The organism is Prochlorococcus marinus str. MIT 9107 (genome assembly GCF_000759855.1).
Lineage (GTDB): Bacteria > Cyanobacteriota > Cyanobacteriia > PCC-6307 > Cyanobiaceae > Prochlorococcus_A > Prochlorococcus_A marinus_N.
The window spans coordinates 17,537-41,044 of record NZ_JNAI01000005.1; the positions used below are offsets into that span (position 1 = coordinate 17,537).

A 23,508-nucleotide genomic window follows, 5' to 3' on the forward strand; every position below is an offset into this window, starting at 1 on the left:
GACTAAATAATTTGAAGAGCCTTCTTGGAAGTAGTATTAAAGAGTTAGAGAATGTAGCTTTAGATTACGGTCAGGCTGCTTTTAGAGGACGCCAAATTTATAATTGGATTTATAACTATAGAAATAAGAAGAAAAATATTGAACAAATAGAAGTTTTACCTCTAGATTTTAGGCGAAAGTTAAAGAATGATGGCTTTAAAGTAAGCGAACTTAGTGTTCAAGAAAAAAACTTGGCTAATGATGGTACTTTGAAGTTGTTACTGTCGACAGGCGACAATGAAAGTATTGAGTGCGTCGGCATACCAACTGAAAAAAGACTTACTGCATGTCTTTCTAGTCAAGTTGGATGTCCTATGGACTGTAAATTCTGTGCTACTGGGAAGGAGGGGTTGAAGAGATCTTTAAAAGCAAGTGAAATATTAGATCAAATTTTATTTATTGAAAATGAAATGAATAGAAAAGTCACTAATATTGTTTTCATGGGTATGGGCGAGCCCTTATTGAACATTGATGACTTGCTTTTGTCAATTAGATCTATAAATCAGGATTTTCAGATTAGTCAGAGAAAGATAACTGTAAGTACTGTTGCTGTCCCAAAAATGATAAATAAATTATCAGCAAAGTCTTTCCAACTTTTGGGCAAGTGTCAATTTACATTAGCAATAAGCCTTCATGCTTCAAATCAAAAAATAAGAGAAATGATAATACCAAGTGCAAAAAACTATGATATTAAAAATATAATTGAAGACTGTAAGGGATTTGTAAGAGATACTGGGCGCAGAGTAAGTTTTGAATACTTAATGCTAAGTGGGATTAATGATAAATTAGATCACGCCAATGAATTGAGTCATTTGCTAAAAGGTTTTCAATGCCACGTAAATTTAATACAGTACAACCAAATTGATGAGGTTGAATTTAAACGAACCTCTTTAAAAAATCTTCAATTATTTCAATCAAGACTTTTTAATAACGGTATCGCTGTTAGCTTCCGAAAAAGTAGAGGAATGGATAAAAATGCAGCATGTGGTCAGTTAAGACAAAATGCAAGAAATTAATAATTTTATCTAGAAATAATTTTTTAAAAGTATCTTAAACACGTTATTATTGACTTAATTCATATTTAATCTTTGGGTTTTATTAAAACAAAAATTTTACCTTTCGCTATCGTTGCACTTTTTGGGTTTGCTTTCTTCGCAGTTAGCGCAAGGATTTGGTTGCCGGGAGATATGATGTCACCTGCTCCAATTAATTAATTTTTTTTATTTTTTGAAATGACAGTAAATAAGGATCCTAATAGAGAAAGCTTAGCTGAAATAGCTGTTGATCCTGATGTTTTAGCTAGAGAATTAGCTTTAGAGCTTGAAATAGACCCTTTAGAACAAATTGATGAGGATGTCTTTTCAAAAGGTCTAAATGTAACGCAAGAATGTAATGAAGCCTTAAAAATGCTTAAAGGTAACAGAGAAGAGCGAATACAAGGATTAAGAATATTTTGTGAATATAGAGATCAAAGATCATTCCCCCTTTTGTTACCATTACTTGATCAACCTTGTCCTGTTGAAAGAATGAGTGCGGTATATGCTTTAGGTCGCAATCCATGTCCTACTGCAGTCCAGAAACTTGTAAATCTTTTGGAGACTGATGATAATGCTTATGTCAGAAGAGCGACTGCATGGAGTTTAGCCAATTATGATAACCAAATTGTTTTAGAGCCATTAATAAATGCTTTGAAGAATGATGTGGCTGCAGTAAGGTTATGGTCATCTAGTTCTTTAGCTGAAATTGGAAATGTTTCTTTGAAAAACGCTCAATTAGCAGCAGAACAACTTTTAGTAAGTTTAAAGATAGATAATGAATCGGGCGTTAGAAGTAATTGTATTTGGTCATTATGTAGACTGTACCAAAAATTAAACAATTCATTTCAAGAAAGTTTCATTGATGAATGCACTAAGATAGCCCTTTTCGATAAGGAACCCTCAGTTATGGAAGAAGCAAAAACTGCTTTGGATTCAATGGGGATGCAAGGTTTTTATAATTAAATTTTTTGTTTTTACCAGAATTTTGCTGAAAAGAATTAATTTATCAGATATTCAATATAAAAATTAAAATTAATTAACTTGTTCCAACTGAAACAAAAAATTTTCGTTATTCTGTATAAAGTATAAGTACTTAGTACTTGAATTTAATGCCTCAAAGAACATTGAGATTCAAAATTCATCAAGACGGAAGAGTTGAAGAAACTGTTGAAGGATTCACTGGCAATTCATGCAATGAAGCTACAAGTAATCTTGAAGATGCTCTAGGTGAAGTAACAGTTAAGAATAAAACATCTGATGCTTTCATCTCTAACCAAAATGAAAATTTAAAACAATTTAACAGCGAATCTAATGTCACATTTTAGTACGATTAAAACACAGCTTAAAGAAGCAGAGCCACTAATTAAGGCTTTAAATCAACTAGGTTATATTATTAATCAAGAAGAAAAGTTTGTTAAAGGCTATAGGGGTAAGTTTACAGCTGTTGATATAAGCATGAATTTACCTGGTGATACTAAAGTTGGATTTAAATGGGACAATAATTCAAATGCATATGAACTAGTTACGGATCTTGATTTATGGAAATTTGAGCTTCCTGTAGAAAGATTTATCTCTAAAGTTACTCAAATGTATGCATACCAAACAATTATTTCCAAAACAAAAGAGGATGGATACCAAATTGTCGAGCAAAAAAACAAAAATGATGGCTCTATTGAATTGGTTTTAACTAAATGGGATTATTAATATTAGAGTATGGATTTTACCGATCCATTCAATAATGTTGAAGAAAACATTGATATTACAGGTTGGGAGCCTGTCTTAGGTGGTCAATTAGCTGAAAAAGCTGTATGGGTTGATGAAGCTAAGTGTATTGGGTGTCAATATTGCGTACACGTTGCTTCAAACACCTTCATAGTTGATGATTTTCATGGTAGAAGTAGAGCTATTAGACAAGATGGAGATAGTGTTGATGTTATTCAAGAAGCAATAGATACATGCCCAGTTGATTGCATTCATTGGGTTGATTTTGATGAATTGGATGATTTAGAGAATAATCTTGATAGGGAAATGTTTCAGTCATTTGGAAAACCACCAAGAACGAATAAGCATTAATATCGAAATGATGGAATATCGTAGATTTGGTAGAACCAATCTGAAAATTCCTGTTTTATCTTTAGGTGGGATGAGATTCCAAAAAAGTTGGGATCAATTAGATTTTGCTGATATTTCAAATGAAGAACAAAATAAAGTAGAAAATATATTAAATCTGGCAAGCAAATATGGCATAAATCATGTAGAAACTGCTAAGTACTATGGAACTTCTGAGTTCCAATTAGGGATGTGTTTTGAGAATACTAAGAAAATCCCAAATATTATACAAACAAAGATTCCTCCAAATAGCGATCCAAAGATATTTGAAAGAGATGTTATGACAAGCATTGAAAAATTGAAAGTTAAAAAAATTGATTTGTTAGCAATACATGGCATTAATACAGATGAACATTTGCATCAGGCTATTAGAGATGGAGGTTGTATTGATATTTTGAGGAGTTTGCAAAAAGTAAATTTAATTGGATCTATTGGATTTTCGACCCATGGAACATCTTTGCTCATAGAGAAGGCTATATCAACAAACTTATTTGATTATGTGAATTTGCACTGGTATTTCATCAATCAAGAAAATACAAGGGTTATCAATTTAGCCAATAAGCATGATGTTGGCGTTTTTATAATAAGCCCTACTGATAAAGGGGGACATCTTCATACTCCCTCAATAAAAATGTTGGAACTTTCTAGTCCACTTCATCCCATAGTTTTTAATGATCTTTTTTGTTTAAGGAATAAAAATGTCCATACTCTTAGTGTGGGTATTTCAAAAGAGGCAGATTTTGATCTACATTTAGAAGCGGTTTCTTTATTATCAGAATCTGAGCACTATATTCCAAAGATAATAAACAGATTAAGGCAGGAATCAATAAATACTTTAGGTTTAGAGTGGCATCAAAATTGGAATAGAAATTTACCGACTTGGGAATATACTCCTGGCAATATTAATATTCCCGTTTTGCTTTGGCTTTCAAATTTAATTGATTGGTTAGATATGGAGGGATTCGCAAGATCGAGATATCAATTGCTCGGTAATGGAAGTCATTGGTTCCCGGGATGTAATGCTAATTTACTAGATGTTGAAGTTTCTGAAGGGCAATTATTGAAAGTTTTAGAAAACCATATAAATCCACAAAAAGTTATAAAAAAAATGAGAATTTTAAAAGAAAAGTTTGGAGAAACTGTAATCCAAAGATTGTCAAAGAATTAACCTCATAGTGGATTTTTCTCTGGTTTCCCAACTTTTCTTGGGTATATTTCAGGGCAAAATCTTTTTGGTTTAATAAGTATAATATTTCGTGTACCTTTACTTCTTGGTAAAGAGATCATTTTTTTTTCTTTAACTTTGCCTTCTAATATTTCTAAAGTTTTATCCAGATTTTTACTTTCTTCATAATTCCATTGGCCACAATATAAGACTCCTAAACCTTCTTGTTTTAATATTGGCAGTATATATTCTGAAACTGTTGAAGGATTACTCACCGCTCTAGTGGTAGCTATATCAAAGCTATTTCTCATTGACGATTGATGGGCTAAGTTTTCAATCCGATCATTAATTACATGAATATTGTTTTGGAAATTGATCTCTTTAATTAGGGTTCTTAATGCATTAGTTTTCTTTTTGGAAGAATCAACAAGGTATATTTCTGAAGATGGATGAGTTATAGCATAAGCTAAGCCAGGGAAGCCACAGCCAGATCCAATATCTAAAAATTTTTTATTATCAAAATTAATATTCGGGAAATTTTTAAATGGCCAAATGCTATCAAAAACTTGAGATACCCAATATTCATCCCCATTAATTAATCTCGTTAGATTAGTTTTATTATTTAATTCTTCAATTTTAATTTGCAATTCTTGAAATATATTTATTTCTTCTTCAGTTATTAAGGCAGAAATCTCTTCCGGAATGTTTTGTTTTTTCATTTCTTTATTAATATAATTTTTTACCTTTCATTAAATACATTCTATTTAGTAAAAATTTATTAGAATTACAATATTAATAAAAGATCATTTTGAAAGGGGAAATTTCCTACTACAAAATTTTAGGCGTAAATCAAAATGCCTCAAATCATGAATTAAGAAAGGCATTTTGTAAACTTTCCATTGAGTTGCATCCTGATACGACTTCTTTAGAAATAGACGATGCTAAAAGTAAATTCCAAGAAGTTTTAGAAGCTTATGAAAATTTAAATAATAGTAATTTGAGGAAAATATATGATGACAAACTAAAGGAACAATATAGAAGTAAAAATAATACTAACGTTTTAAATAATTTAATAATCGATTCTAATAATCAAAATTTAGTTGGAAATAGAAGACCTTTTTCAAATGGAGAATTGTTTTCGTTATTTCTTTTGATTATCATTATTTCTATTAGTTTGATTTGTTCAATTTTTATTGCCTCTTTTACTGGTAAAGAATTAGATACAATACCTCTCTGGTTAATTAAATGATTATTTAAAAAAAAAGTCTGTGAATCTCTCTAAAAAACCTATCAACCAACATTCACTTCAATCATTGGAATTATGGCTAACTGATTTAGGTGCTGTGAAGGATATTAATAATCCATCTAAATGGTATATGTTAGTTTCAGATTGGAATGCAACTATTATTTTTGAGCAAGAAGATTTAAGTGTTATCTGGGAAAGTGAAGGACAAGAAACTAAAAGACTATTTTCATATTGTCTTAATAGAGAAGACGTGGAAAACTCAATATTACAGGGACCTTAAATTTGTCTCTACAGATTGTCTAAGATTTGCCTTATTATCCAATAACTTTTTTCTAATTGATCATCGGTTATACAGAGAGGTGGCAAGAGGTAAATAACGTTCCCGAGGGGTCTAATAAATAAACCTTGCTCCATAGCTCGACTCTTTATTTCTTTCCCAATATTATTAAAATAACCTTTTTTGTTCCCAATTTCCAAATCGAAGGCAGCAATGGTCCCCGATACTCTTATTTTTTTTATATAGTCTAATTTTTTAAATTTAATTAAATTAGATAAATGTTTCTCTTCAAGTGAAAGATATTTGTGAGGTTCTTTTTCTAATAAATCAAGGCTAGCATTTGCTGCAGCACAACCTAAAGGATTAGCAGTAAAACTATGTCCATGCCAAAAAGTTTTTCTTGGGGAATCATCAATAAAGGATTGAAAAATGTTTTCTTTACATAAAGTAATTCCCATCGGTAAAAATCCACCAGTTAAGCCTTTTGAAATACTTATTAAATCAGGAATGATTTTTGCTTTTTGAAACGCAAAAAGGCTTCCACATCTTCCAAAACCAGTCAATACTTCATCGGCAATTAACAAAGAATTATTATTTTTAATAGTTTCTGAAACTTTTTTAATAAACTGAGGCCTAACCATATTCATTCCTCCTGCTCCTTGAATAAGTGGCTCAAGGATAACTGCTACTGTAGGAGTTTTAAGAAGTCTTTCTAATTTTTGGATTGCCTCATTTTCTTTGTTTTTTACTTCTTCATCATTCATCCAAGTTGAGGGCCATGGGACTCTCTTAACTGGGAACATAAGATTATTGAAATTCTCATTAAAAATATTTCTTTCACCTAAAGCCATTGCTCCAAATGTATCGCCATGATAAGCACCATCAAAAGCTACTATTTGAGATCTTGTCTCTCCTCTATTTTGCCATGATTGAAAGGCAATTTTTAAAGCGACCTCCACTGCAGTAGAACCGTTATCAGAAAAGAACAATCTTTCTAGTTTTGTTAATTCACTAAGTCTTTCTGACAATTTTTTTGCCTGTGGATGTAAGAAATCAGCAAATATAACTTGTTCAAGTTTTTTTGATTGATCGAAAATGGCATCTGCAATATATTCGTTACTATGGCCATGAAGAGTTACCCACCAACTACTAATTGCGTCTATTAGCTCTTTTTTAGGATCTTTAGTAAATAGGAGCGCATCTTTACCATGAGTTACTTCTATTTGCGGTTTGCTGTTATTGATTTGTGTAAAAGGTGGCCAAATATTTGGGTGCCAATCTTGATTTGGAGTTTTTGAATCCAAAGATTTCATTTAACTGATTTTTGAGTTTAAAAGTGAGATCAACTTATTTTTGATGTCTAGTTCTTTCCATAGTATATCTATATTATTTGAGTCAATTTTTTTCATGTAAGGAAATTCAGTAATTAACGGAATACCACTAAAATCAACTAGAGTTTTTGGATTATCAAAATGTTTTTCGCCATTGACTATCAAACCTAAAATATCAATGTTTCTTCGTTTTAAGGCCTCAATACTAAGCAGGGTATGGTTGAGAGTCCCAAGTGAGCTTTTACATACAAGTATTACCGGAAGATTCCATCGTTTTATTTGATCTATTTGTAAAAATTTGCGTGTTATTGGAACCATTAATCCACCTGCTGTTTCTAAAATTAATGAGCCTTTAACTTTTGGTAATCTCAACATGTCAAAGTTAATAGTTTTTTGATCTATTTCAGCAGCCCAATGAGGAGATAGAGGTTTTGTAAAGATATAAGCTTCTTTAATCATTTTCTCTTTATTTACTTGTGCAAGTTTTTCAACAGTTTGACTATCAGTTTGCGATTCAATACCACTTTGAATAGGTTTCCAATAAAAGGAATTTAATCCTCTAACAAAAAAAGAGCTTATTACAGTTTTCCCAATATCAGTATCTGTTCCACAAATTATAAATTTGAAAATACTATCTTGACTACTCATAATTTTTTTATGATTTGAATTTCAATTTGCCATGAAAGGTTAACTGTATTATTGTAATTCTTTGGCCAAAACTTTTGAACTTCTTTTAACTCTTTCACTGTTTTGCGTTTACAGTTTGTTGATTGTGCCCCTACATTTTTAATGCTTCTAAAAAGCTTATATACATCTTCAAAATTTTCAAGATAATTAAACTTTTCAGAATAATGTATTTCAGTTGATTTGAAATCTTTTAATAATTCTTTAGAGCAAAGGAAATTAAGACCACTATATTCAATATCAATTTTTCTGCAAGTATCTTTCCATTCATGAAAACAATCTTTTGTTGGATATGAAATGATTAAAAACCCTCCAGGTATTAATTTGCTAAACCAATTTTTTATTATCTTTTCTGGATTGTTTAACCAATGGATGCAAAAGTTAGATGTTAATAGAGAACAGTTATTTATTTCAGGAGGTAAATCATTATTCAAATCCCATAAAATTTTTTTTCTAGATAATTTATTCTCAAGAAGCATTTTTTTGCTGAAATCAATTCTGGATACTTTTTGGGAAGAAAAATTTTTTTCTATTTCATCTGCTAATAGTCCTGGTCCTGATCCTAGATCTATCCATTCACCTTTTTTTTGGGGATTTATTTCTTTGATACATTGAACAATCTTTTTTGCAAAAAATTTCTGAATATTTGAATGCTCTAAATACCGATATGCAGCATCATTGAAATTATTTTTTATTTTCTCATTCCACTTTTTACTATCCATTTCAATCATTAAGTTTATTAAGTAAGATCTCGTATAAATTTAAATTTTTTAAGCAATGACCTTGTTGAGCTAATTTAATTAAAATTGGCTTCCTATCAAGTGTTCTATTAAAGAAATCTAAAAAGTTATTATTTGATTCGTTGTCAAGAATCAAATCATTTTCTGATTTTATAAAAATAACTTTGCAATCTTTTCTTAAAAATACTGGAAAATCTTTATTGATGTAAAGTTGTTTTAAATCACTTAAAAGAAGAGTTTTATTTAAACTCTCTAGACTTTTATAAAAGATATTTTTAAAACTATTATTCATATGATTTGGCATAAATGATCTATGTATAAATTCTTTCAACATATCCTTAGTTTCATCTTTTATGATTTTTGTTTCCATTCTTTTTAGAGACCTTAAAATAAAGTTTTTCTTATTACTTAAAGGAAGAAAATTATTAAAAGAATTTATAAGAACAATATGAGTTGCTTCTTTTAAAATGTTTTTTTGAATTAAATGAAAGCCAAATGAATGGCATAAAGTCATTCTGATTTCTTTTTTAGATTCGCTTTTAATCCATTTTGCTTGATAATTATTTGTCGAAAAATAGCCCCTTTCATTATCTTGCCAATGCCAATTATTATTTAAAAAATCCACTTTATAATCATCCCAGAAATATTTATTTAGTCCCCACCCATGTTGAGTAATAATTTGTTTCATTTAAAATCTTTTAATACTGCAATGAAATTCTTTAGCAGATTAAAATCTAAGTTTCTTCGTATTGTTATTCTGATTCTTGATTGCCCCGCTGGAACAGTTGGAGGTCTTATCGCAATTGCTAAAAACCCATTTTCTTCGAGATATTTTTGTAGATAAATTGCCTTCTCTTCTTGGCCAACAATAATTGATAAAATGTGAGAATCTCCCTGAACTGGAAAACTAAAATTTTTAATAATTACATCTTTCCATAAATTCGCAGAAGATAACAAATCATTACCCCATTCTTTATTTTCTAAAATTTTTTTTAAACCTTCTAGCGCCCCAGCAGCTAAAGATGGCGCAAGTGCTGTTGTATACCTAAATGCACCACTTGTTTGGATAAGATATTCTCCAATTTCTGAATTGGAAGCTATGAAAGCTCCACCGCTTCCAAATGCTTTTCCAAAAGTTCCAGTAATCATAGTTATATCTGAACGACAATTAAAACTTAAACCCCTGCCTTCAGGGCCCAAGATCCCAATTGCATGAGCTTCGTCAACTAATAATTGAACACTATTTTTTTTGCAAATTTCCGTTATTTCTCTGAGCGGAGCAATTGATCCCTCCATACTATAAAGAGATTCAACAACAACTAAAATGGAATTTTTTGTGGGATTAGATTTAATAATTTTATCTTCTAAATCTTTTAAATTATTGTGTGAAAATCGAACCAGTTTTGCTTGAGCAGCTTTGACTCCAACCAATAAAGAGTTATGAATCAATTTATCTGCTATTACGATACTATTTCTGTTAGCTAAAGTCTGTATAGCGGCTATATTTGCTTGAAATCCGCTTGGGAAAAGTAATACTTTCTCTTGATCAAGCCACTTGGCAAGTTCTGTTTCTAATAATTTATGTATTGGTCTTGAACCTGTAATAAATCTAGAGCTTCCTGAACCAATACCTTCTAACAAACTTATTTCGTAAGCAGCTTTTATTAAATCCTTGTCCCTACTTAATCCAAAATAATCATTACTGCATAGGTCTATAAGTTTTTTATTTTGCGAATTCGAACTTACAAGTTCAAATGATTTTTTACCTAAAGAAAATGTTTTTAATTTACGGATTCTATTTTTTGGAATTTTTACTTTTTTCATTTTGGCAAAATAAAATATAGTGAATTTAATTAAAAAGATTTAGATTTAATATTAAAGTTTGCAAGGTATTTTTTGTTTATTAATATCTATATAGATCATATATTAAGAAGTTAACTCATCCTCTCTTCAATCACAATTATTGCTTAATTTAGAGGAATATTTCCCCTTTCCGCTAGATGATTTCCAATTAGAAGCAATACGAGCTATTAATAGCGGAAATTCTGTTGTTTTAACGGCACCAACAGGTTCGGGTAAAACATTGATAGGTGAATTTGCTATATATAGAGGCTTATCTCATGACAGCAGAGTTTTTTATACAACACCTTTAAAAGCCCTATCAAACCAAAAGTTTAGAGATTTTGCTAATCAATATGGTGAGAATAAAGTTGGTCTTTTAACTGGAGATATAAGTATAAATAGAGAAGCACCAATCTTAGTCATGACGACTGAGATTTTTAGGAACATGCTTTATGGCGAATTTGATGAATTTGATGATCCCTTAGAAAATTTAGAATCTGTGATTCTTGATGAATGTCATTATATGAATGACCCCCAAAGAGGCACAGTTTGGGAAGAAACTATAATCCATTGCCCTACTAGAACTCAAATAATAGCTTTATCAGCAACAATAGCCAATGCGGATCAACTACAAAATTGGATAGAAAAAGTTCATGGCCCCACAGTACTTATTAATAGTTATAAGAGACCAGTTCCACTTGATTTTATTTTTTGTAGTGTTAAAGGCCTCCATCCACTTTTAAATAATAAGGGTAATGGAATTCATCCAAACTGTAAGATTTGGAGAGCTCCTAAAGGGCAGAAAATAAGAGGAAAAGTGGGAAGGATAATGCAACCAAAGTCTCCCTCAATAGGCTTTGTGATCTCGAAACTAGCTGAACGAAATATGCTGCCAGTTATTTATTTTATTTTTAGTAGAAGAGGATGTGACAATGCTATTGAGAATATAAAAGATTTAACTTTAGTAAGTTATTCAGAAGCAAGTATGATATCCCAAAAATTAGATGTTTATCTTAAAAATAATCAGGAAGTAATTAAAGATAAATCTCAATGCGAGGCATTAAAACGCGGGATTGCATCTCATCATGCTGGATTATTGCCTGCATGGAAAGAATTGGTTGAGGAATTATTTCAGCAAGGTTTAATAAAAGTTGTTTTTGCAACTGAAACTCTTGCTGCAGGAATAAATATGCCCGCAAGAACAACTGTTATTTCTTCTTTATCAAAAAGGACAGAAGATGGCCATAGATTATTATTTAGCAGTGAATTTTTGCAAATGTCAGGAAGAGCTGGAAGAAGAGGGAAAGATACCCAGGGATATGTTGTTACATTACAAACAAGATTCGAAGGTGCTAAAGAAGCAAGTGCACTGGCTATTAGTAAACCAAATTCTTTAGAAAGTCAATTCACTCCTAGCTATGGAATGGTACTTAATCTTTTACAAAGTTATACTTTAGAGAAGTCTAAAGAATTAGTTCAAAGAAGTTTTGGCAGTTTTTTATATTTAGGTGAATCATCAGGTGAGAATATAATTCTTGAAAATTTAGATAAGGATTTAATTGAATTAAAAAAAATTACATCTAATGTTTCATGGAAAGATTTTGATGGATACGAAAAGTTAAAAAATCGTCTTAAAGAAGAGAGAAGACTCTTGAAAATTTTAGAAAAACAAGCAGCAGAAAAATTATCAGAAGAGATAACTAATGCACTCCCATATATTAAAGATGGAAGCTTAATTTCAATCAAAGCTCCTCAAATTAAAAGAAAAATTGTTCCAGGATTAATTTGTAAGAAAATATATGAGTCCCAAAAAATTAAGAGTTTATTGTGTTTGACAATTGATAATTTATTTATTCTTATAAAACCCTCATACATAGTAAGTATTTTTAATGATTTGGATGCAATTGATGTCTTAGGAATTGAAGTGCCAAAGATGTATTTTTCTGGAGAGGTATTTAGGGGAGATGATTTGTCGCAGTGTTATGCGGATCGAATTTTAGAAGTTTCTAAAAAAAATGATTTACAAACACCACAATATGATTTGACAAAGGAAGTTGTGGCACAACAGCAACAAATTAATAATTTAGAAGAAACAGTTAATAATCATCCCGCACATAGATTTGGAGACTCCAAGAAATTAAAGAAATATAGAAAAAGAATTATTGATGTTGAAAAAGAAATAAATATTAGAAAAAAACTTCTTGCGGATAAAGAAAATCATAACTGGAGAACTTTTACCGATTTGATTAAAATTTTGAATCATTTTGGTTGTTTAAATGATTTGGAATTGACAGAAGTTGGACAAACAGTTGGTGCAATAAGAAGTGAAAATGAATTATGGATTGGTCTTGTTTTAGTTAGTGGTTATTTAGACGATTTAGATCCTCCTGAATTAGCTGCAATTATTCAAGCTATATGTGTTGATGTAAGGAGGCCTAATCTTTGGTGTAATTTCAAGCCTTCTTTAAAGGTAATAGATGTTTTTAATGAATTAGATGGTTTAAGAAAATTAGTCTCTTTTCAACAAAATAAGTTTCATATTGAAATTCCTATCTATTTAGAAACAGATTTGACTGGAATTATTTCTGAATGGGCAAGAGGAAAAAAATGGAAAGATTTGGTTTTTAATACTTCATTAGATGAAGGTGATGTAGTTAGGATTATTAGAAGATCAATTGATGTCCTTTCTCAAGTGCAATACTGTATTGGTGTTAGTAATAAATTAAAAAGCAAAGCAAAGCTAGCATTAAAAGCTATTAATCGTTTTCCTGTTTCTGAATCTAATGATCTTATAAAAGTCTCTGAAGATATTAATCCTGCAACAAAAAGAATTGACAATAATTCTTAAAATTTTTTAATCAAATCATTGAATTGATATTCATTGCTTCATTAAATTCATCTTCTTTTAAATAACCTAATTTAAGTGTTGCCTCTTTTAAATTTAATGATTCTTTGAAGGCAAGGTTTGCAATTTCAGCTGCTTTTTCATAACCAACTTTTGGCACTATGGCTGTAACCAACATTAGTGAATTTTCTAAATTTAACTTCATTTTCTTTTGATTAGGTTCCATCCCATCAATTAATTTTATTCTGAAGTTTTCTATTACATTTTTAAGTAATTTTAAACTTGTGAGAATATTAAATCCAATAAGAGGCTTATATTCATTCATCTGTAAAGTGCCGCTAGAATTTGCCATTGAAACTGCATATTCAAGACCCATTATCTGAGTGCAAACCATTGATAAGGCTTCGCATTGAGTTGGATTAACTTTACCTGGCATGATAGAACTTCCAGGTTCATTTTGAGGAATAATTATTTCATATATTCCTGATCTTGGCCCAGAAGATAGAATTTTTATATCATTTGAAATTTTAAATAATGCACCTGCTAATATTTTTATCTGACTCATTACTTGAGCTAGACGATCATGAGAGGCCATGATAGAAAAATTATTTTTTGATTTATAGAATATTAGATTAGTATCATCGGAAATTGATTTTATAGACTCTTCACAAAATCCTTTAGGACAATTAATCCCTGTACCAACGGCAGTTCCTCCCAGAGGTAAGAAATACAATTCATTTAGACTCATAATAATTGCATTCTCAGCATCTTTAAGTTGCTCTGACCATCCTGATATTTCTTGCCCAAAAGTAAGGGGAACTGCATCTTGAAAATGGGTTCTTCCTATCTTTATAAGTTCTTTCCATTTTTCACTTTTTTTATCAAGGATCTTAGTAAGTTCTCTGATCGTTGGAACTAAATTTTTGATTATTTCATTAACAACAGAGATTTGAATAGCAGCAGGAAAAGTGTCATTAGTTGACTGAGATTTATTTACATCATCATTCGGATGAATTGGTTGATTACTACCAAGCTTTGAATTAGTTTTTAATGCTGCAATATTTGAAATTACCTCATTAACATTCATATTTGTTTGCGTGCCACTACCTGTTTGCCAAACCTTTAAGGGAAACTGTGAATCATGAAGTCCATCAAGTATTTCTTTACATGCCTCTACAATCAAATCTTTTTTTCTCTTATCTATTAAACCTAAATTGAAATTCGCAATTGAAGCAGCTTTTTTTATGATGGTGAGTGAATAAATTAACTCAATTGGAATTAATTCTTCTCCAATAGAAAAATTTATTATCGATCTTTGCGTTTGAGCACCCCACAAAGCTTCTATAGGAACCTCTATTGTTCCCATACTATCTTTTTCAATCCTAAAGTTTTTTGTCATTAATTCCTCTGAAAACACTGGTTTAACTTAGATAAGGTTTTCAGTAATCCTATATACCTAACTTCTCCCATATTACACTTAAATTCTTGAGATGAATTGAAGGATTAAAACATTCTTCTAAGTCACTTTGATCAATAAAATCCATTATTTCATTATCTCTCTCTATATTTTGTTTGAAATTCCCATTCTGAGTATTCCAGGCCTGATGAGCATTTTTTTGTACTAAGCTATAAGCCTTTTCTCTAGATAAGCCCTTATCTACAAGCAAAAGTAAAACTTTCTGACTAAAGATTACACCACCATATATATTTAAATTTTTGAGCATATTTTCTGGATAAACTTCTAAATTGCTAACTATATCTTTCATTTCCCTGAGCATAAAATGCAAACAGATTGATACGTCAGGTAACATGATACGTTCATTTGAACTATGGCTGATATCTCTTTCGTGCCAAAGTGGAACATTTTCCAGTGCTGTTAAGACGTAACTCCTCAAAATTCTTGCTAAACCACTTACTCTTTCACTTCGAATAGGATTTCTTTTATGAGGCATGGCAGAACTTCCTTTTTGCCCTTTTGTAAAGCCCTCCTCAACTTCTAAAACGTCAGTTCTTTGTAAATTTCTTATTTCAGTTGCGAATCTATCTAAAGAAGCACCAACTAGTGCAATGGTTTGCACATATTCTGCATGTCTGTCTCTTGATATAACCTGCGTACTTGCTGTATCTGGTTTTAACCCAAGTAAATCACAAGTAATTTGTTCTACCTTGGGATTCGTATTGGCGTAAGTTCCCATCGCACCACTTATTTGTCCAATTGCTACAGATTCTTTCAGGGTTAACAATCTTTTTTTGTTCCTTATTATTTCTGCTAACCATCCGGCAAGTTTAAAACCGAAGGAAATTGGCTCCCCATGAATTGCATGAGATCTGCCAATCATTAATGTATTTTTATGCTTCCTTGCTAATAATCTGATTTCATTTTCTAGGTTCTCAATTTCTTCTAATAACAATTTGCAAGAATCTTTTAACTGAAGAGATAAACCAGTATCAAGGACATCACTACTGGTCATACCAATATGTATGTATCTTCCGGAGTCTCCTACAAATTCATTAACGCTTGTAAGAAATGCTATGACATCATGTTTCACTTCTTTCTCTATTTCTGTAATTCTAGATTCATCAAACTTTGCATTTGAACGTATCTCTTTAATGGCATCCTCAGGAATTTTCCCTAGGGAAAAATTTGCTTCACATGCAGCTATTTCAACCTTAAGCCAACTTTGGAATTTTGCGCTTTCAGTCCAGATTTTTCCCATTTCGGGTAATGTGTAACGCTCGATCACAATTTTTATTAATCATCAATTTAAACTTTATAACCAAAATCGAATTATTGCCCTATACCTTAAAGATGTACTAGCCATTGAACATATTTGCCTGATTATTATTTTCTTATGTAACATTTTTATGCCGATTAAATAAAGTTAAAATTTTAAAATGTTTGCATTTATTGCATTCGTTAATAATGGGTAATTTTTAAGTTCTAATTTAAAATAAGAAGGTATTAAAGAATTTGTATCTTAATCTTGTAGAAGTTGATTATTCAGTTTTTTTTTTATTAATTGATGATTAAAAAAAGTAGATTAGACCTTTATCTTCTTAACAAAGGTTTATGTGAAACTCGTCAAAAAGCCCAAGGCTTAATTCTTGCTGGCAAGGTTAAAGATGTTAATGGAAAAGTATTAGATAAACCTGGACAGCAAGTATTAATTGGATCTGAATTTTTTATTGAATCCGAACCTATGTTTGTATCAAGGGGTGGTGAAAAATTATTGGAGGCATTTAAAAGACTTGAAATTAAAGTAAAAGATAAAATATGTATTGACGCAGGAATCTCTACTGGGGGATTTACTGATTGCTTATTGCAACAAGGCGTAAAATTAGTTTATGGGATAGATGTTGGTTATGGACAAACTGCTTGGAAGATTAGAAATAACCCAAAAGTCATACTTTTTGAAAGAACTAATATTCGAAATTTAAAGCCTAATGATCTTTTATCTAGAAGTGATGAATTACCAAATTTTGTAGTTGCTGATTTGTCTTTTATTTCATTAAAATTAGTTTTTAAATCTATTAGTAATTTATTAGTAGGAGATTGTATCGAGGGAATATTTTTAATAAAACCCCAATTTGAAGTAGGTAAAGATAAAGTCAGCAAAGGTGGAGTTGTTCGCAATCCTAAATTCCACATTGAGGCTATAGAGTCAGTTATAAATTCCGCGAAGAATTTTCAATGGAATATAAAAAATTTGATAGCCTCTCCTTTAGTAGGTCCTGCTGGAAATCATGAATATCTGGCTTGGATGTGCTTCGGAAGAGAATCAAATCCAATGATTAATGGTGAATTTATACAAAATTTAGTGAATAAAACTCTTTGAATTAAAGAGCTTCTTCGTCTTTGTCGCCAGTTCTAATTCTCACAACAGAGTCGATTGATGTAATAAATATTTTCCCATCACCTATTTCTCCAGTTTTTGCAGCTTCAGCAATTGCATCTATGACTGAATTCACTTTTTCATCCTCTACTACAACTTCTACTTTGAGTTTCTGAAGGAACTCTACCGTAAATTCGGAACCTCTATATCTTTCAACCTGTCCTTTTTGCCTCCCAAAACCTCTGACTTCACTAACTGTCATTCCAACAATACCAGAGTTTACTAATGCAATTTTTACATCCTCAAGTTTAAAAGGACGAATGATTGCCTCAATTTTCTTCATGATTAGATATTGATCATTTTTATATTAATTGTTTTTTGGGAAAACATCCAGCATTGAAATATGAGAAAAACATTGAATATTTAGGCCTGCACTCGATGCGTCTTCAATTAATAATTTGGAGCTTTCCTCAGAAATAATTACTTTACTATTTGATAATGCTTCCCACTTATCATTCTCGAAGTGTGTTTGCAGCCATAACATTCCATTAGCACTCTTTGGTTGAAGAGATTTATTGAACTTGTTATCGATATTTATCAAACAAATGTCCATCAATTTTATTTTAGAACTAAACACATATAAACCTTTAAAATTACATTATGAATGTTACTGTTGATACAAAAACAATATTTAATGACTTTTGACTTAGTAAATTGTAATTCTTAAACTTGTTGGGATTTTTGCGAATTTTTTTCTTTTTATATATTTTAAGTAAATAAGTTCTTCTAAAAATGAGTTCAGATAAATTAGATGATTCGACACAAAGACCACTATATGGTGAAAGAATTATTGAAGAATCAAAAATAATTTGTTTCGATAATCCAAATAATAAAAGAATCTATGAAATTTCAATTCAGTTACCTGAATTCACATGCAAGTGCCCCTTTTCTGGGTATCCAGATTTTGCAAAACTAAATATTATTTATCAACCTAATTTGAGAGTCTATGAGTTGAAGTCTTTAAAACTGTATATTAATAATTTTAGAGATATGAAAATATCACACGAGGAAGTTGTTAACAGAATTATGGATGATTTAGTAAATGCAGCCTCACCGCACTGGATACATTTGAATGCTGCATTTAACCCTAGAGGAAATGTTTCTATGCAGTTAGATATTTTTAGTGGCCAGAAAAAAAATTAAAAATTTTTTATTTCTTCAGATAACTTAAAAAATTCTTTTTTAAAACCCGATAGATTTTTATTGCTTAGACCTCCCATTGATAATATTTTTGATTCTTTATTTACCAGTATCCATAATTGATTAGTTGGGATAAGACTTACTATTGTTCCAAAAATTATTAAGATGAAAGAAAAGTAAATAAATGGTATCGAAGGATCATTTTTAATAATTAATCCACTGCTGGGTATTATTTTTTTTAGAGATAATTTTGATGAATTAACTTCCAAGGGATCTTCATTCAAATAGAGAAAATTCTCGGCAAAATTTTCAATATTGGAAATTTTAAGTGGACCATTTTCATTATTTATGGTTAAAAGGTACTTTTTTTTAGTCTCCGAACCTAATTCAATTAAAACCCCCCAAACTTGACTGCCTATCTCAGGAATCTCTTTTAATTGTAATTGATAAAGGATATTATCTATTTCTAAAACTACATTCGATAAAGCCCAATCAGCTTGATAAATAGTTAATCCTTTAAATCTTATTGGATGATTGACTTTGGCAATTTTTATTTCATTTAAGTTTAAATCTTTAGAAAAAAAATCTAACTTTGAAATAAACTGCTTTGGAATTCCATCACTTTCTCTTTGTATTGAAAAATCTATTAATCTGAGATTGGCTTTTGAGTTTGTCCCCTCATTAATAAGATTCAAGCTTTCTCCAGGCAATAAATATTGTTCTTTTGAGTGACTTGTAAAACTCCCATATGCTGAACCTACAAGTAAGACTATTAATCCAATATGTACAATTAAAGGACCAATTTTTCCAATTAAACCTCTCCTTGCAGATATATGACTTTTAAATTTGTATGTTTTCCATCCTTTTTTTTTAAGTAATAAATCAGCTTTTGATATGTGGTCTTTCTCTTCATTGATTTGGTGACTCGAAATTAATTGTAGTTTGCTAATTTTTTTTTCGGTCTTGTATTCAATCCATTTTAATGAAGCTTTTAAGGAAGGAATCTGCCTCCTGAAACTACAAGCTGCGAGAGAAATGCAAAGAAGAATTAATGCAAATAAAAACCAAAAGCTTGTATATATATGATCCAATTGAAGTCTTAAGACTTTTTCTCCATTTAAAAATCCAAAAATTGGAGCATCATCGAAGATATCAATATAGAATTTATTATTGTTACCTTGAGGTATGAAAGTTCCTATACCACTTGAAATGGCTATGAAGATTATCAATGATATGGCGAATCTCAAACTTGATATTTTTAAAATTAGATTCTTAAAAATAATCATTTAAATCCAATTTGAGAATAAATTTAATAATCCTAGGGAAACTAAAAATATTCCACTTAAAGTAGGAATTAGTTGACTAAATTTTCTAAGCTCTAAAAATTTTTTTAAGTTTTCGGCTGTAGCTCCTGCAAAGATTAATGGAGTGACTTGGCCTATTCCAAAGAAGAATAAAAAAATTATAGAAATTGTCGGGTTTTCAGCTTGCGATACCCAAGCCAAAAGAGTTGCTAAAACTGGAGTAATGCAAGGTGAAGAGGCTATTCCAAAAGTAGTTCCTATTGCAAAAGGTGCTAGAAAGGGTGGTATTTTATCTTCAAATTTTTTTAAATCAGGTCCATTCGGGAACTGAAACTTTAGAATCCCAAGTAAATTTAAACCCATAATTATTGCTATCAAGGCAACCACCGTGGTGTAATAAGAAGGTATTTGCCCGTATATTTTCCCTAGGAATCCACTAGCAGCTCCTAATGTAACCAGAGAAAAAACAATCCCTCCTGAAAAACTAATAAGTTTAAACTTTTTTTTCTCTGTTCCTCCTATATAAGCAATTGTGACTGGAAGTAGTGATAGAGAGCATGGTCCAAGACTGGTTAAGAATCCTGCGCTGAAGACCAAAAATATAGTAAATGGGCCAGGATTATTAAGACCACTCTGCATGAGTAAATTACCCTTTTGAGATAATTCTGAAATGATTAAATTAAATGATTCGATAGCTTATATTAAATCTTTTAAATTCTAACTAATTAAGCGCCTTTCGTGTACTAATCATACCTATGAATCCAGTTGATTCTAATGAACATCTCAATAACATTCCTGCAATAAAAAAAGATGCAATTAATGAATTACCACCGTAACTAATAAAAGGTAATGGTAAGCCTGTAGTAGGCATTGAACCTGTAGCTACAGCAATATGCATAATTGATTGGCCTATCAATAGTACGCCACATCCAATTGCAACCAATTTCGTATAGTTATTTCTGCATTTAATAGCAATTCTTAGAGTTATATAAGAGAAAACTGCTAAAAATCCCAAGAATAAAGTACATCCTAATAAACCAAATTCTTCCGCAAAAATGGCAAAAATGAAATCTGTGTACATAAATGGCAAGTATTGTAATTTTTGTATAGAGAGCCCAAACCCTTGTCCGAATAGACCACCTGAACCTATGGCTAATAAACTCTGAATCAATTGAAATCCACTCTCCTGCTGATCTTTCCAAGGATTAATAAATGAAGTAACTCTAAGTCTTTGATATTCGTTTCTGATGATACTAATACATCCAGTAATGAATCCTAATGAGGCAAATGAGCTAAGAGAAATAAGTTTGACACCTCCACATAAACCCATAACCCAAATAAGAATTCCTGTTAATGATGCAGTACTTAAATTAGGCTGTTGAAGTATTAATAAAATTAATAAACCAAAGGAGATTATTGAAAATAATTTTTTATCATTCTTAATCAGATTCCAATGAGCGAAGAGGCTAGAAGACTCAAGAATTAGAAAAGGTTTAATTAATTCAGATGGTTGTAACAGTAAATTGCCTATTACTAGCCATCTTGAAGATCCGTTTACCGTAATTCCAGTAATATTTGTTAGGAAAATTAAGAAGAATAAAACATAAAAAATAATCCTTGAAAATTTCAAAAGATTTCTGATGTTTGTATTAAGAACGAAATAAAATAAACCAATGCCTGGAAATGTCCAAATAATTTGTTTGTTTAAAAAGTAAGCCCAATTTCCCATTTCTCTGCTAGCAAACCACCAACTCGATGATCCTAAAATAAATATTCCTAATATTGACCAAATTCCAATAAGGATTATGAGGATTTTTGCTTCATAAGGCCATATCATCCAGGGTAAGGGCAATATAGATTCTTTTAAATTGCTTTGATTCTTTTTACGATAAATACTGGCGACTTGTTTTCTTTTATATTTTCTTTCTTGAATTATCTCCAATTTTTTAGCTCTATATGTACCATTGAGCCGTTAAATTGATAATTTGCCAAGTCTTTTATTAAGTTTTGAAAGTGTAAATTAATTACAAATATTACTATTCATAAAATTTATTTATAAAGATTAAAACAAAAAAAATGGTTTATAGATTCATAACAAATCTTAAGAATTAACCTTTTATAAAAAAAACCCTAGCTAAATGGCCCCTCTTCATGATAGATTCCCTGAGTTTATATACTTACTTCAAACCATTCAGAGGGGGTTTCTAAACTATGTTCACATCAGTGGACTCAAATAGAAAAAAAATTGAACATCCTTCTAATGAGAATGTTCAAATTCCACAATCCCTCGATAATTCGATCATCAAAGAGAGTAAATCAGACTTTGCTAGTCAATTGGATAATTTGCTTTTTAAAAATGATGAATATACAAAATTGCAATTAACAATTTTTGGAATTACTTTTATTGTCTCTATTTTCATAGCAGCAATAACTGGAATTTTTCTCGGATTTACTTTTGGTTTTAGTATTTTTATAGGTGCAATTGCGGGTATTTTTTACTTACGTTTGCTTGCTAAAAGTGTGGGAAAACTAGGTAAAGAATCATCAGGTGTATCAAAATTGCAACTATTGGTTCCAGTTTGCCTATTTATTTTCGCAAGCAAGCTAGGATCTTTGGATGTTTTTCCTGCAATGATAGGTTTTTTTATTTATAAGCCTTCACTCATTCTCTATTTTTCACGTTCTTAAGTAAATTTTTTATTCAAATCAAATGTTCTTTAATTCCTTGCTAACAAATTTTGCAGCATTAGAAGTTGGTCAACATCTTTATTGGCAAATCGGAAATATCAGACTTCATGGGCAGGTATTTTTGACATCTTGGATTCTGTTGGGCGCATTATTAGTTTTTATTTCCTTAGGAACTAAAAAGATGGAAAATGATCCGAAAGGATTACAAAACTTACTTGAGTTCCTTTGGGACTACATAAGAGATCTTGCAAGAACGCAAATTGGAGAAAAAGTATATAGAGATTGGATGCCTTTTATTGGGACTTTATTCTTATTTATCTTTATCAGTAATTGGGGAGGTGCATTAATTCCTTGGAAGTTAATCAAGTTGCCAAGTGGAGAATTGGGAGCTCCAACAGCCGATCTAAATACAACTATTGCATTAGCATTGTTAGTTTCATTATCCTATTTTTATGCTGGTTTAAGCAATAAAGGATGGAGGTATTTTGAATATTATGTTCACCCGACTCCAATAATGCTACCTTTCAAAATTTTAGAAGATTTTACTAAACCTTTATCTTTATCTTTTAGGCTGTTTGGAAATATTTTGGCTGATGAACTTGTAGTTGCTGTATTAGTTTTTCTAGTTCCTCTGGTTTTACCAATACCTGTAATGTTCTTAGGGTTGTTCACCAGCGCAATTCAAGCACTAATATTTGCCACATTGGCTGCTTATTATATCGGAGAAGCGGTTGAGGAACATCATTAGCTTATTTTTAATACATTCAGACTCTTTTACAAAGGGCCTATAATCTGGCAAAATATCTAACTAATCGCGTAGGTCTGAAAAATCAGGCCCATTCTTTAAGAAAGGATGTCCAAGCGTTTATGACAAAAGATTTATCACAAGCATTAAGCTCTTTATTTCAAAATTATGGATTCCATTACTTCCGCTGCATCTGTTGTGGCTGCTGGATTAGCAGTTGGACTAGGTGCTATTGGCCCTGGCGTTGGACAAGGTAGCGCAGCTCAAGGGGCTGTTGAGGGTATAGCTCGTCAGCCTGAAGCTGAAGGTAAAATTAGAGGAACTCTACTTTTATCATTCGCTTTCATGGAGTCATTAACAATCTATGGATTAGTTGTGGCTTTAGTATTACTTTTTGCGAATCCTTTTTCCTAAAAGTTAATA

General features: G+C 30.8%; 28 protein-coding genes. 15 read left to right on the plus strand and 13 right to left on the minus strand.

Annotated elements, in window-relative coordinates:
• Positions 1-11: 11 nt before the first annotated feature.
• The 7 genes from rlmN (at position 12) to EU92_RS06055 (ending at position 4,353) form a co-directional block, all read left to right on the plus strand.
• The gene (rlmN, locus tag EU92_RS06080; RefSeq protein ID WP_032513259.1) at positions 12-1,055 is read left to right on the plus strand and encodes a 23S rRNA (adenine(2503)-C(2))-methyltransferase RlmN; all 1,044 of its coding nucleotides are present in this window, start codon (positions 12-14) and stop codon (positions 1,053-1,055) included.
• Between the two features lie 72 nt (positions 1,056-1,127).
• Positions 1,128-1,253: a hypothetical protein gene (locus tag EU92_RS10260; protein WP_275040516.1), complete on the plus strand. Its 126-nt coding sequence runs from the start codon at positions 1,128-1,130 to the stop codon at positions 1,251-1,253.
• 18 nt (positions 1,254-1,271) lie between these two features.
• Positions 1,272-2,039 carry a HEAT repeat domain-containing protein gene (locus EU92_RS06075; protein ID WP_032513260.1) on the plus strand — a complete coding sequence of 256 codons (768 nt, stop codon included), beginning with the start codon at positions 1,272-1,274 and terminating at the stop codon, positions 2,037-2,039.
• Between the two features lie 146 nt (positions 2,040-2,185).
• Positions 2,186-2,401, plus strand: a complete 216-nt coding sequence (locus EU92_RS06070; RefSeq protein WP_032513261.1) for a DUF2997 domain-containing protein — start codon at positions 2,186-2,188, stop codon at positions 2,399-2,401.
• The gene (locus EU92_RS06065) at positions 2,388-2,780 is read left to right on the plus strand and encodes a DUF1257 domain-containing protein (RefSeq protein WP_032513262.1); all 393 of its coding nucleotides are present in this window, start codon (positions 2,388-2,390) and stop codon (positions 2,778-2,780) included. Before EU92_RS06070 ends, EU92_RS06065 begins: the two co-directional genes overlap by 14 nt.
• Before the next feature lie 9 nt (positions 2,781-2,789).
• The gene (locus EU92_RS06060; RefSeq protein ID WP_032513263.1) at positions 2,790-3,149 is read left to right on the plus strand and encodes a ferredoxin; all 360 of its coding nucleotides are present in this window, start codon (positions 2,790-2,792) and stop codon (positions 3,147-3,149) included.
• 10 nt (positions 3,150-3,159) lie between these two features.
• Positions 3,160-4,353 carry an aldo/keto reductase gene (locus EU92_RS06055; protein ID WP_032513264.1) on the plus strand — a complete coding sequence of 398 codons (1,194 nt, stop codon included), beginning with the start codon at positions 3,160-3,162 and terminating at the stop codon, positions 4,351-4,353.
• 2 nt (positions 4,354-4,355) lie between these two features.
• Here EU92_RS06055 and rsmG read toward each other — a convergent pair whose 3' ends face one another.
• A complete protein-coding gene (gene rsmG, locus EU92_RS06050) occupies positions 4,356-5,069 on the minus strand; it encodes a 16S rRNA (guanine(527)-N(7))-methyltransferase RsmG (protein WP_032513265.1) in 714 nt (237 codons plus the stop codon).
• A gap of 89 nt (positions 5,070-5,158) precedes the next feature.
• Here rsmG and EU92_RS06045 point away from each other — a divergent pair, with 89 nt between their 5' ends.
• Both EU92_RS06045 and EU92_RS06040 read left to right on the plus strand, forming a co-directional pair.
• On the plus strand, positions 5,159-5,599 hold the full coding sequence (locus EU92_RS06045; protein WP_032513266.1) for a J domain-containing protein: 441 nt from the start codon (positions 5,159-5,161) through the stop codon (positions 5,597-5,599).
• Positions 5,600-5,618: 19 nt separating this feature from the next.
• Positions 5,619-5,876, plus strand: coding sequence for a DUF3143 domain-containing protein (locus EU92_RS06040; RefSeq protein ID WP_032513267.1), 258 nt, complete (start codon positions 5,619-5,621; stop codon positions 5,874-5,876).
• 8 nt (positions 5,877-5,884) lie between these two features.
• On the opposite strand, the gene bioA is transcribed toward EU92_RS06040, so the two are convergent.
• From bioA to EU92_RS06015, 5 genes are read right to left on the minus strand one after another with little or no spacing between them, the layout of a single operon-like run.
• Positions 5,885-7,186, minus strand: coding sequence for an adenosylmethionine--8-amino-7-oxononanoate transaminase (gene bioA, locus EU92_RS06035; RefSeq protein ID WP_032513268.1), 1,302 nt, complete (start codon positions 7,184-7,186; stop codon positions 5,885-5,887).
• Positions 7,187-7,852, minus strand: coding sequence for a dethiobiotin synthase (bioD, locus tag EU92_RS06030; protein WP_032513269.1), 666 nt, complete (start codon positions 7,850-7,852; stop codon positions 7,187-7,189).
• Positions 7,849-8,619, minus strand: coding sequence for a methyltransferase domain-containing protein (locus tag EU92_RS06025; RefSeq protein WP_032513270.1), 771 nt, complete (start codon positions 8,617-8,619; stop codon positions 7,849-7,851). Before EU92_RS06025 ends, bioD begins: the two co-directional genes overlap by 4 nt.
• The gene (locus tag EU92_RS06020; protein ID WP_032513271.1) at positions 8,612-9,316 is read right to left on the minus strand and encodes a hypothetical protein; all 705 of its coding nucleotides are present in this window, start codon (positions 9,314-9,316) and stop codon (positions 8,612-8,614) included. Before EU92_RS06020 ends, EU92_RS06025 begins: the two co-directional genes overlap by 8 nt.
• Entirely contained in the window at positions 9,313-10,452 is a 1,140-nt protein-coding gene (locus EU92_RS06015) for an aminotransferase class I/II-fold pyridoxal phosphate-dependent enzyme (protein ID WP_032513272.1), read from the minus strand. The genes EU92_RS06020 and EU92_RS06015 overlap by 4 nt, the downstream gene beginning before the upstream one ends.
• A 139-nt stretch (positions 10,453-10,591) precedes the next feature.
• On the opposite strand from EU92_RS06015, the gene EU92_RS06010 reads away from it, so the two are divergent.
• Positions 10,592-13,318, plus strand: a complete 2,727-nt coding sequence (locus EU92_RS06010) for a DEAD/DEAH box helicase (protein WP_032513273.1) — start codon at positions 10,592-10,594, stop codon at positions 13,316-13,318.
• A 10-nt stretch (positions 13,319-13,328) separates the two neighbouring features.
• Here EU92_RS06010 and EU92_RS06005 read toward each other — a convergent pair whose 3' ends face one another.
• Both EU92_RS06005 and purB read right to left on the minus strand, forming a co-directional pair.
• The gene (locus EU92_RS06005; protein ID WP_032513308.1) at positions 13,329-14,714 is read right to left on the minus strand and encodes a class II fumarate hydratase; all 1,386 of its coding nucleotides are present in this window, start codon (positions 14,712-14,714) and stop codon (positions 13,329-13,331) included.
• 49 nt (positions 14,715-14,763) lie between these two features.
• A complete protein-coding gene (gene purB / locus EU92_RS06000) occupies positions 14,764-16,059 on the minus strand; it encodes an adenylosuccinate lyase (protein ID WP_032513274.1) in 1,296 nt (431 codons plus the stop codon).
• 279 nt (positions 16,060-16,338) lie between these two features.
• Between purB and EU92_RS05995 the strand changes: the two genes are divergently transcribed.
• Positions 16,339-17,151 (plus strand): TlyA family RNA methyltransferase, encoded by an 813-nt coding sequence (locus EU92_RS05995; RefSeq protein ID WP_032513275.1) that lies wholly within the window; start codon positions 16,339-16,341, stop codon positions 17,149-17,151.
• A gap of 1 nt (position 17,152) precedes the next feature.
• Here the strand turns inward: EU92_RS05995 and EU92_RS05990 are convergent, their stop codons facing one another.
• Both EU92_RS05990 and EU92_RS05985 read right to left on the minus strand, forming a co-directional pair.
• The gene (locus tag EU92_RS05990; protein ID WP_011377098.1) at positions 17,153-17,491 is read right to left on the minus strand and encodes a P-II family nitrogen regulator; all 339 of its coding nucleotides are present in this window, start codon (positions 17,489-17,491) and stop codon (positions 17,153-17,155) included.
• A 24-nt stretch (positions 17,492-17,515) separates the two neighbouring features.
• Positions 17,516-17,761 (minus strand): hypothetical protein, encoded by a 246-nt coding sequence (locus EU92_RS05985; RefSeq protein WP_032513309.1) that lies wholly within the window; start codon positions 17,759-17,761, stop codon positions 17,516-17,518.
• 179 nt (positions 17,762-17,940) lie between these two features.
• On the opposite strand from EU92_RS05985, the gene queF reads away from it, so the two are divergent.
• The gene (gene queF / locus EU92_RS05980; RefSeq protein WP_032513276.1) at positions 17,941-18,351 is read left to right on the plus strand and encodes a preQ(1) synthase; all 411 of its coding nucleotides are present in this window, start codon (positions 17,941-17,943) and stop codon (positions 18,349-18,351) included.
• On the opposite strand, the gene EU92_RS05975 is transcribed toward queF, so the two are convergent.
• The 3 genes from EU92_RS05975 to EU92_RS05965 all read right to left on the minus strand — a co-directional run bounded on the left by EU92_RS05975 (position 18,348) and on the right by EU92_RS05965 (position 21,594).
• On the minus strand, positions 18,348-19,634 hold the full coding sequence (locus tag EU92_RS05975) for a cytochrome c biogenesis protein ResB (RefSeq protein ID WP_032513277.1): 1,287 nt from the start codon (positions 19,632-19,634) through the stop codon (positions 18,348-18,350). The genes queF and EU92_RS05975 overlap by 4 nt on opposite strands.
• Positions 19,635-20,291 carry a cytochrome c biogenesis protein CcdA gene (locus EU92_RS05970; protein WP_032513278.1) on the minus strand — a complete coding sequence of 219 codons (657 nt, stop codon included), beginning with the start codon at positions 20,289-20,291 and terminating at the stop codon, positions 19,635-19,637. It lies immediately after the preceding gene.
• An 82-nt stretch (positions 20,292-20,373) separates the two neighbouring features.
• Positions 20,374-21,594: an FtsW/RodA/SpoVE family cell cycle protein gene (locus tag EU92_RS05965; RefSeq protein ID WP_032513279.1), complete on the minus strand. Its 1,221-nt coding sequence runs from the start codon at positions 21,592-21,594 to the stop codon at positions 20,374-20,376.
• A gap of 269 nt (positions 21,595-21,863) precedes the next feature.
• On the opposite strand from EU92_RS05965, the gene EU92_RS05960 reads away from it, so the two are divergent.
• The 3 genes from EU92_RS05960 to atpE all read left to right on the plus strand — a co-directional run bounded on the left by EU92_RS05960 (position 21,864) and on the right by atpE (position 23,499).
• Entirely contained in the window at positions 21,864-22,340 is a 477-nt protein-coding gene (locus EU92_RS05960) for an ATP synthase subunit I (protein WP_032513280.1), read from the plus strand.
• A gap of 22 nt (positions 22,341-22,362) precedes the next feature.
• Positions 22,363-23,088, plus strand: a complete 726-nt coding sequence (gene atpB, locus EU92_RS05955; protein WP_032513281.1) for a F0F1 ATP synthase subunit A — start codon at positions 22,363-22,365, stop codon at positions 23,086-23,088.
• A 165-nt stretch (positions 23,089-23,253) separates the two neighbouring features.
• Complete coding sequence (gene atpE / locus EU92_RS05950; RefSeq protein WP_032513282.1) at positions 23,254-23,499, plus strand: ATP synthase F0 subunit C; 246 nt, start codon at positions 23,254-23,256, stop codon at positions 23,497-23,499.
• The last annotated feature ends 9 nt before the right edge of the window (positions 23,500-23,508 follow it).

What these genes read in the sequence shown, in the direction of transcription:
- EU92_RS05995 (WP_032513275.1), top strand. Translation starts at nt 16,339, where the DNA reads ATGATTAAAAAAAGTAGATTAGACCTTTATCTTCTTAACAAAGGTTTA.
- rsmG (WP_032513265.1), bottom strand. Translation starts at nt 5,069, where the DNA reads ATGAAAAAACAAAACATTCCGGAAGAGATTTCTGCCTTAATAACTGAA.
- EU92_RS06075 (WP_032513260.1), top strand. Translation starts at nt 1,272, where the DNA reads ATGACAGTAAATAAGGATCCTAATAGAGAAAGCTTAGCTGAAATAGCT.
- EU92_RS06055 (WP_032513264.1), top strand. Translation starts at nt 3,160, where the DNA reads ATGGAATATCGTAGATTTGGTAGAACCAATCTGAAAATTCCTGTTTTA.
- queF (WP_032513276.1), top strand. Translation starts at nt 17,941, where the DNA reads ATGAGTTCAGATAAATTAGATGATTCGACACAAAGACCACTATATGGT.
- bioD (WP_032513269.1), bottom strand. Translation starts at nt 7,852, where the DNA reads ATGAGTAGTCAAGATAGTATTTTCAAATTTATAATTTGTGGAACAGAT.
- EU92_RS05985 (WP_032513309.1), bottom strand. Translation starts at nt 17,761, where the DNA reads ATGGACATTTGTTTGATAAATATCGATAACAAGTTCAATAAATCTCTT.
- bioA (WP_032513268.1), bottom strand. Translation starts at nt 7,186, where the DNA reads ATGAAATCTTTGGATTCAAAAACTCCAAATCAAGATTGGCACCCAAAT.
- atpB (WP_032513281.1), top strand. Translation starts at nt 22,363, where the DNA reads ATGTTCTTTAATTCCTTGCTAACAAATTTTGCAGCATTAGAAGTTGGT.
- EU92_RS06060 (WP_032513263.1), top strand. Translation starts at nt 2,790, where the DNA reads ATGGATTTTACCGATCCATTCAATAATGTTGAAGAAAACATTGATATT.
- EU92_RS06020 (WP_032513271.1), bottom strand. Translation starts at nt 9,316, where the DNA reads ATGAAACAAATTATTACTCAACATGGGTGGGGACTAAATAAATATTTC.
- EU92_RS05975 (WP_032513277.1), bottom strand. Translation starts at nt 19,634, where the DNA reads ATGATTATTTTTAAGAATCTAATTTTAAAAATATCAAGTTTGAGATTC.
- EU92_RS06065 (WP_032513262.1), top strand. Translation starts at nt 2,388, where the DNA reads ATGTCACATTTTAGTACGATTAAAACACAGCTTAAAGAAGCAGAGCCA.
- EU92_RS06025 (WP_032513270.1), bottom strand. Translation starts at nt 8,619, where the DNA reads ATGATTGAAATGGATAGTAAAAAGTGGAATGAGAAAATAAAAAATAAT.
- EU92_RS05960 (WP_032513280.1), top strand. Translation starts at nt 21,864, where the DNA reads ATGTTCACATCAGTGGACTCAAATAGAAAAAAAATTGAACATCCTTCT.
- EU92_RS06005 (WP_032513308.1), bottom strand. Translation starts at nt 14,714, where the DNA reads ATGACAAAAAACTTTAGGATTGAAAAAGATAGTATGGGAACAATAGAG.
- EU92_RS05990 (WP_011377098.1), bottom strand. Translation starts at nt 17,491, where the DNA reads ATGAAGAAAATTGAGGCAATCATTCGTCCTTTTAAACTTGAGGATGTA.
- atpE (WP_032513282.1), top strand. Translation starts at nt 23,254, where the DNA reads ATGGATTCCATTACTTCCGCTGCATCTGTTGTGGCTGCTGGATTAGCA.
- EU92_RS06015 (WP_032513272.1), bottom strand. Translation starts at nt 10,452, where the DNA reads ATGAAAAAAGTAAAAATTCCAAAAAATAGAATCCGTAAATTAAAAACA.
- EU92_RS06070 (WP_032513261.1), top strand. Translation starts at nt 2,186, where the DNA reads ATGCCTCAAAGAACATTGAGATTCAAAATTCATCAAGACGGAAGAGTT.
- EU92_RS05970 (WP_032513278.1), bottom strand. Translation starts at nt 20,291, where the DNA reads ATGCAGAGTGGTCTTAATAATCCTGGCCCATTTACTATATTTTTGGTC.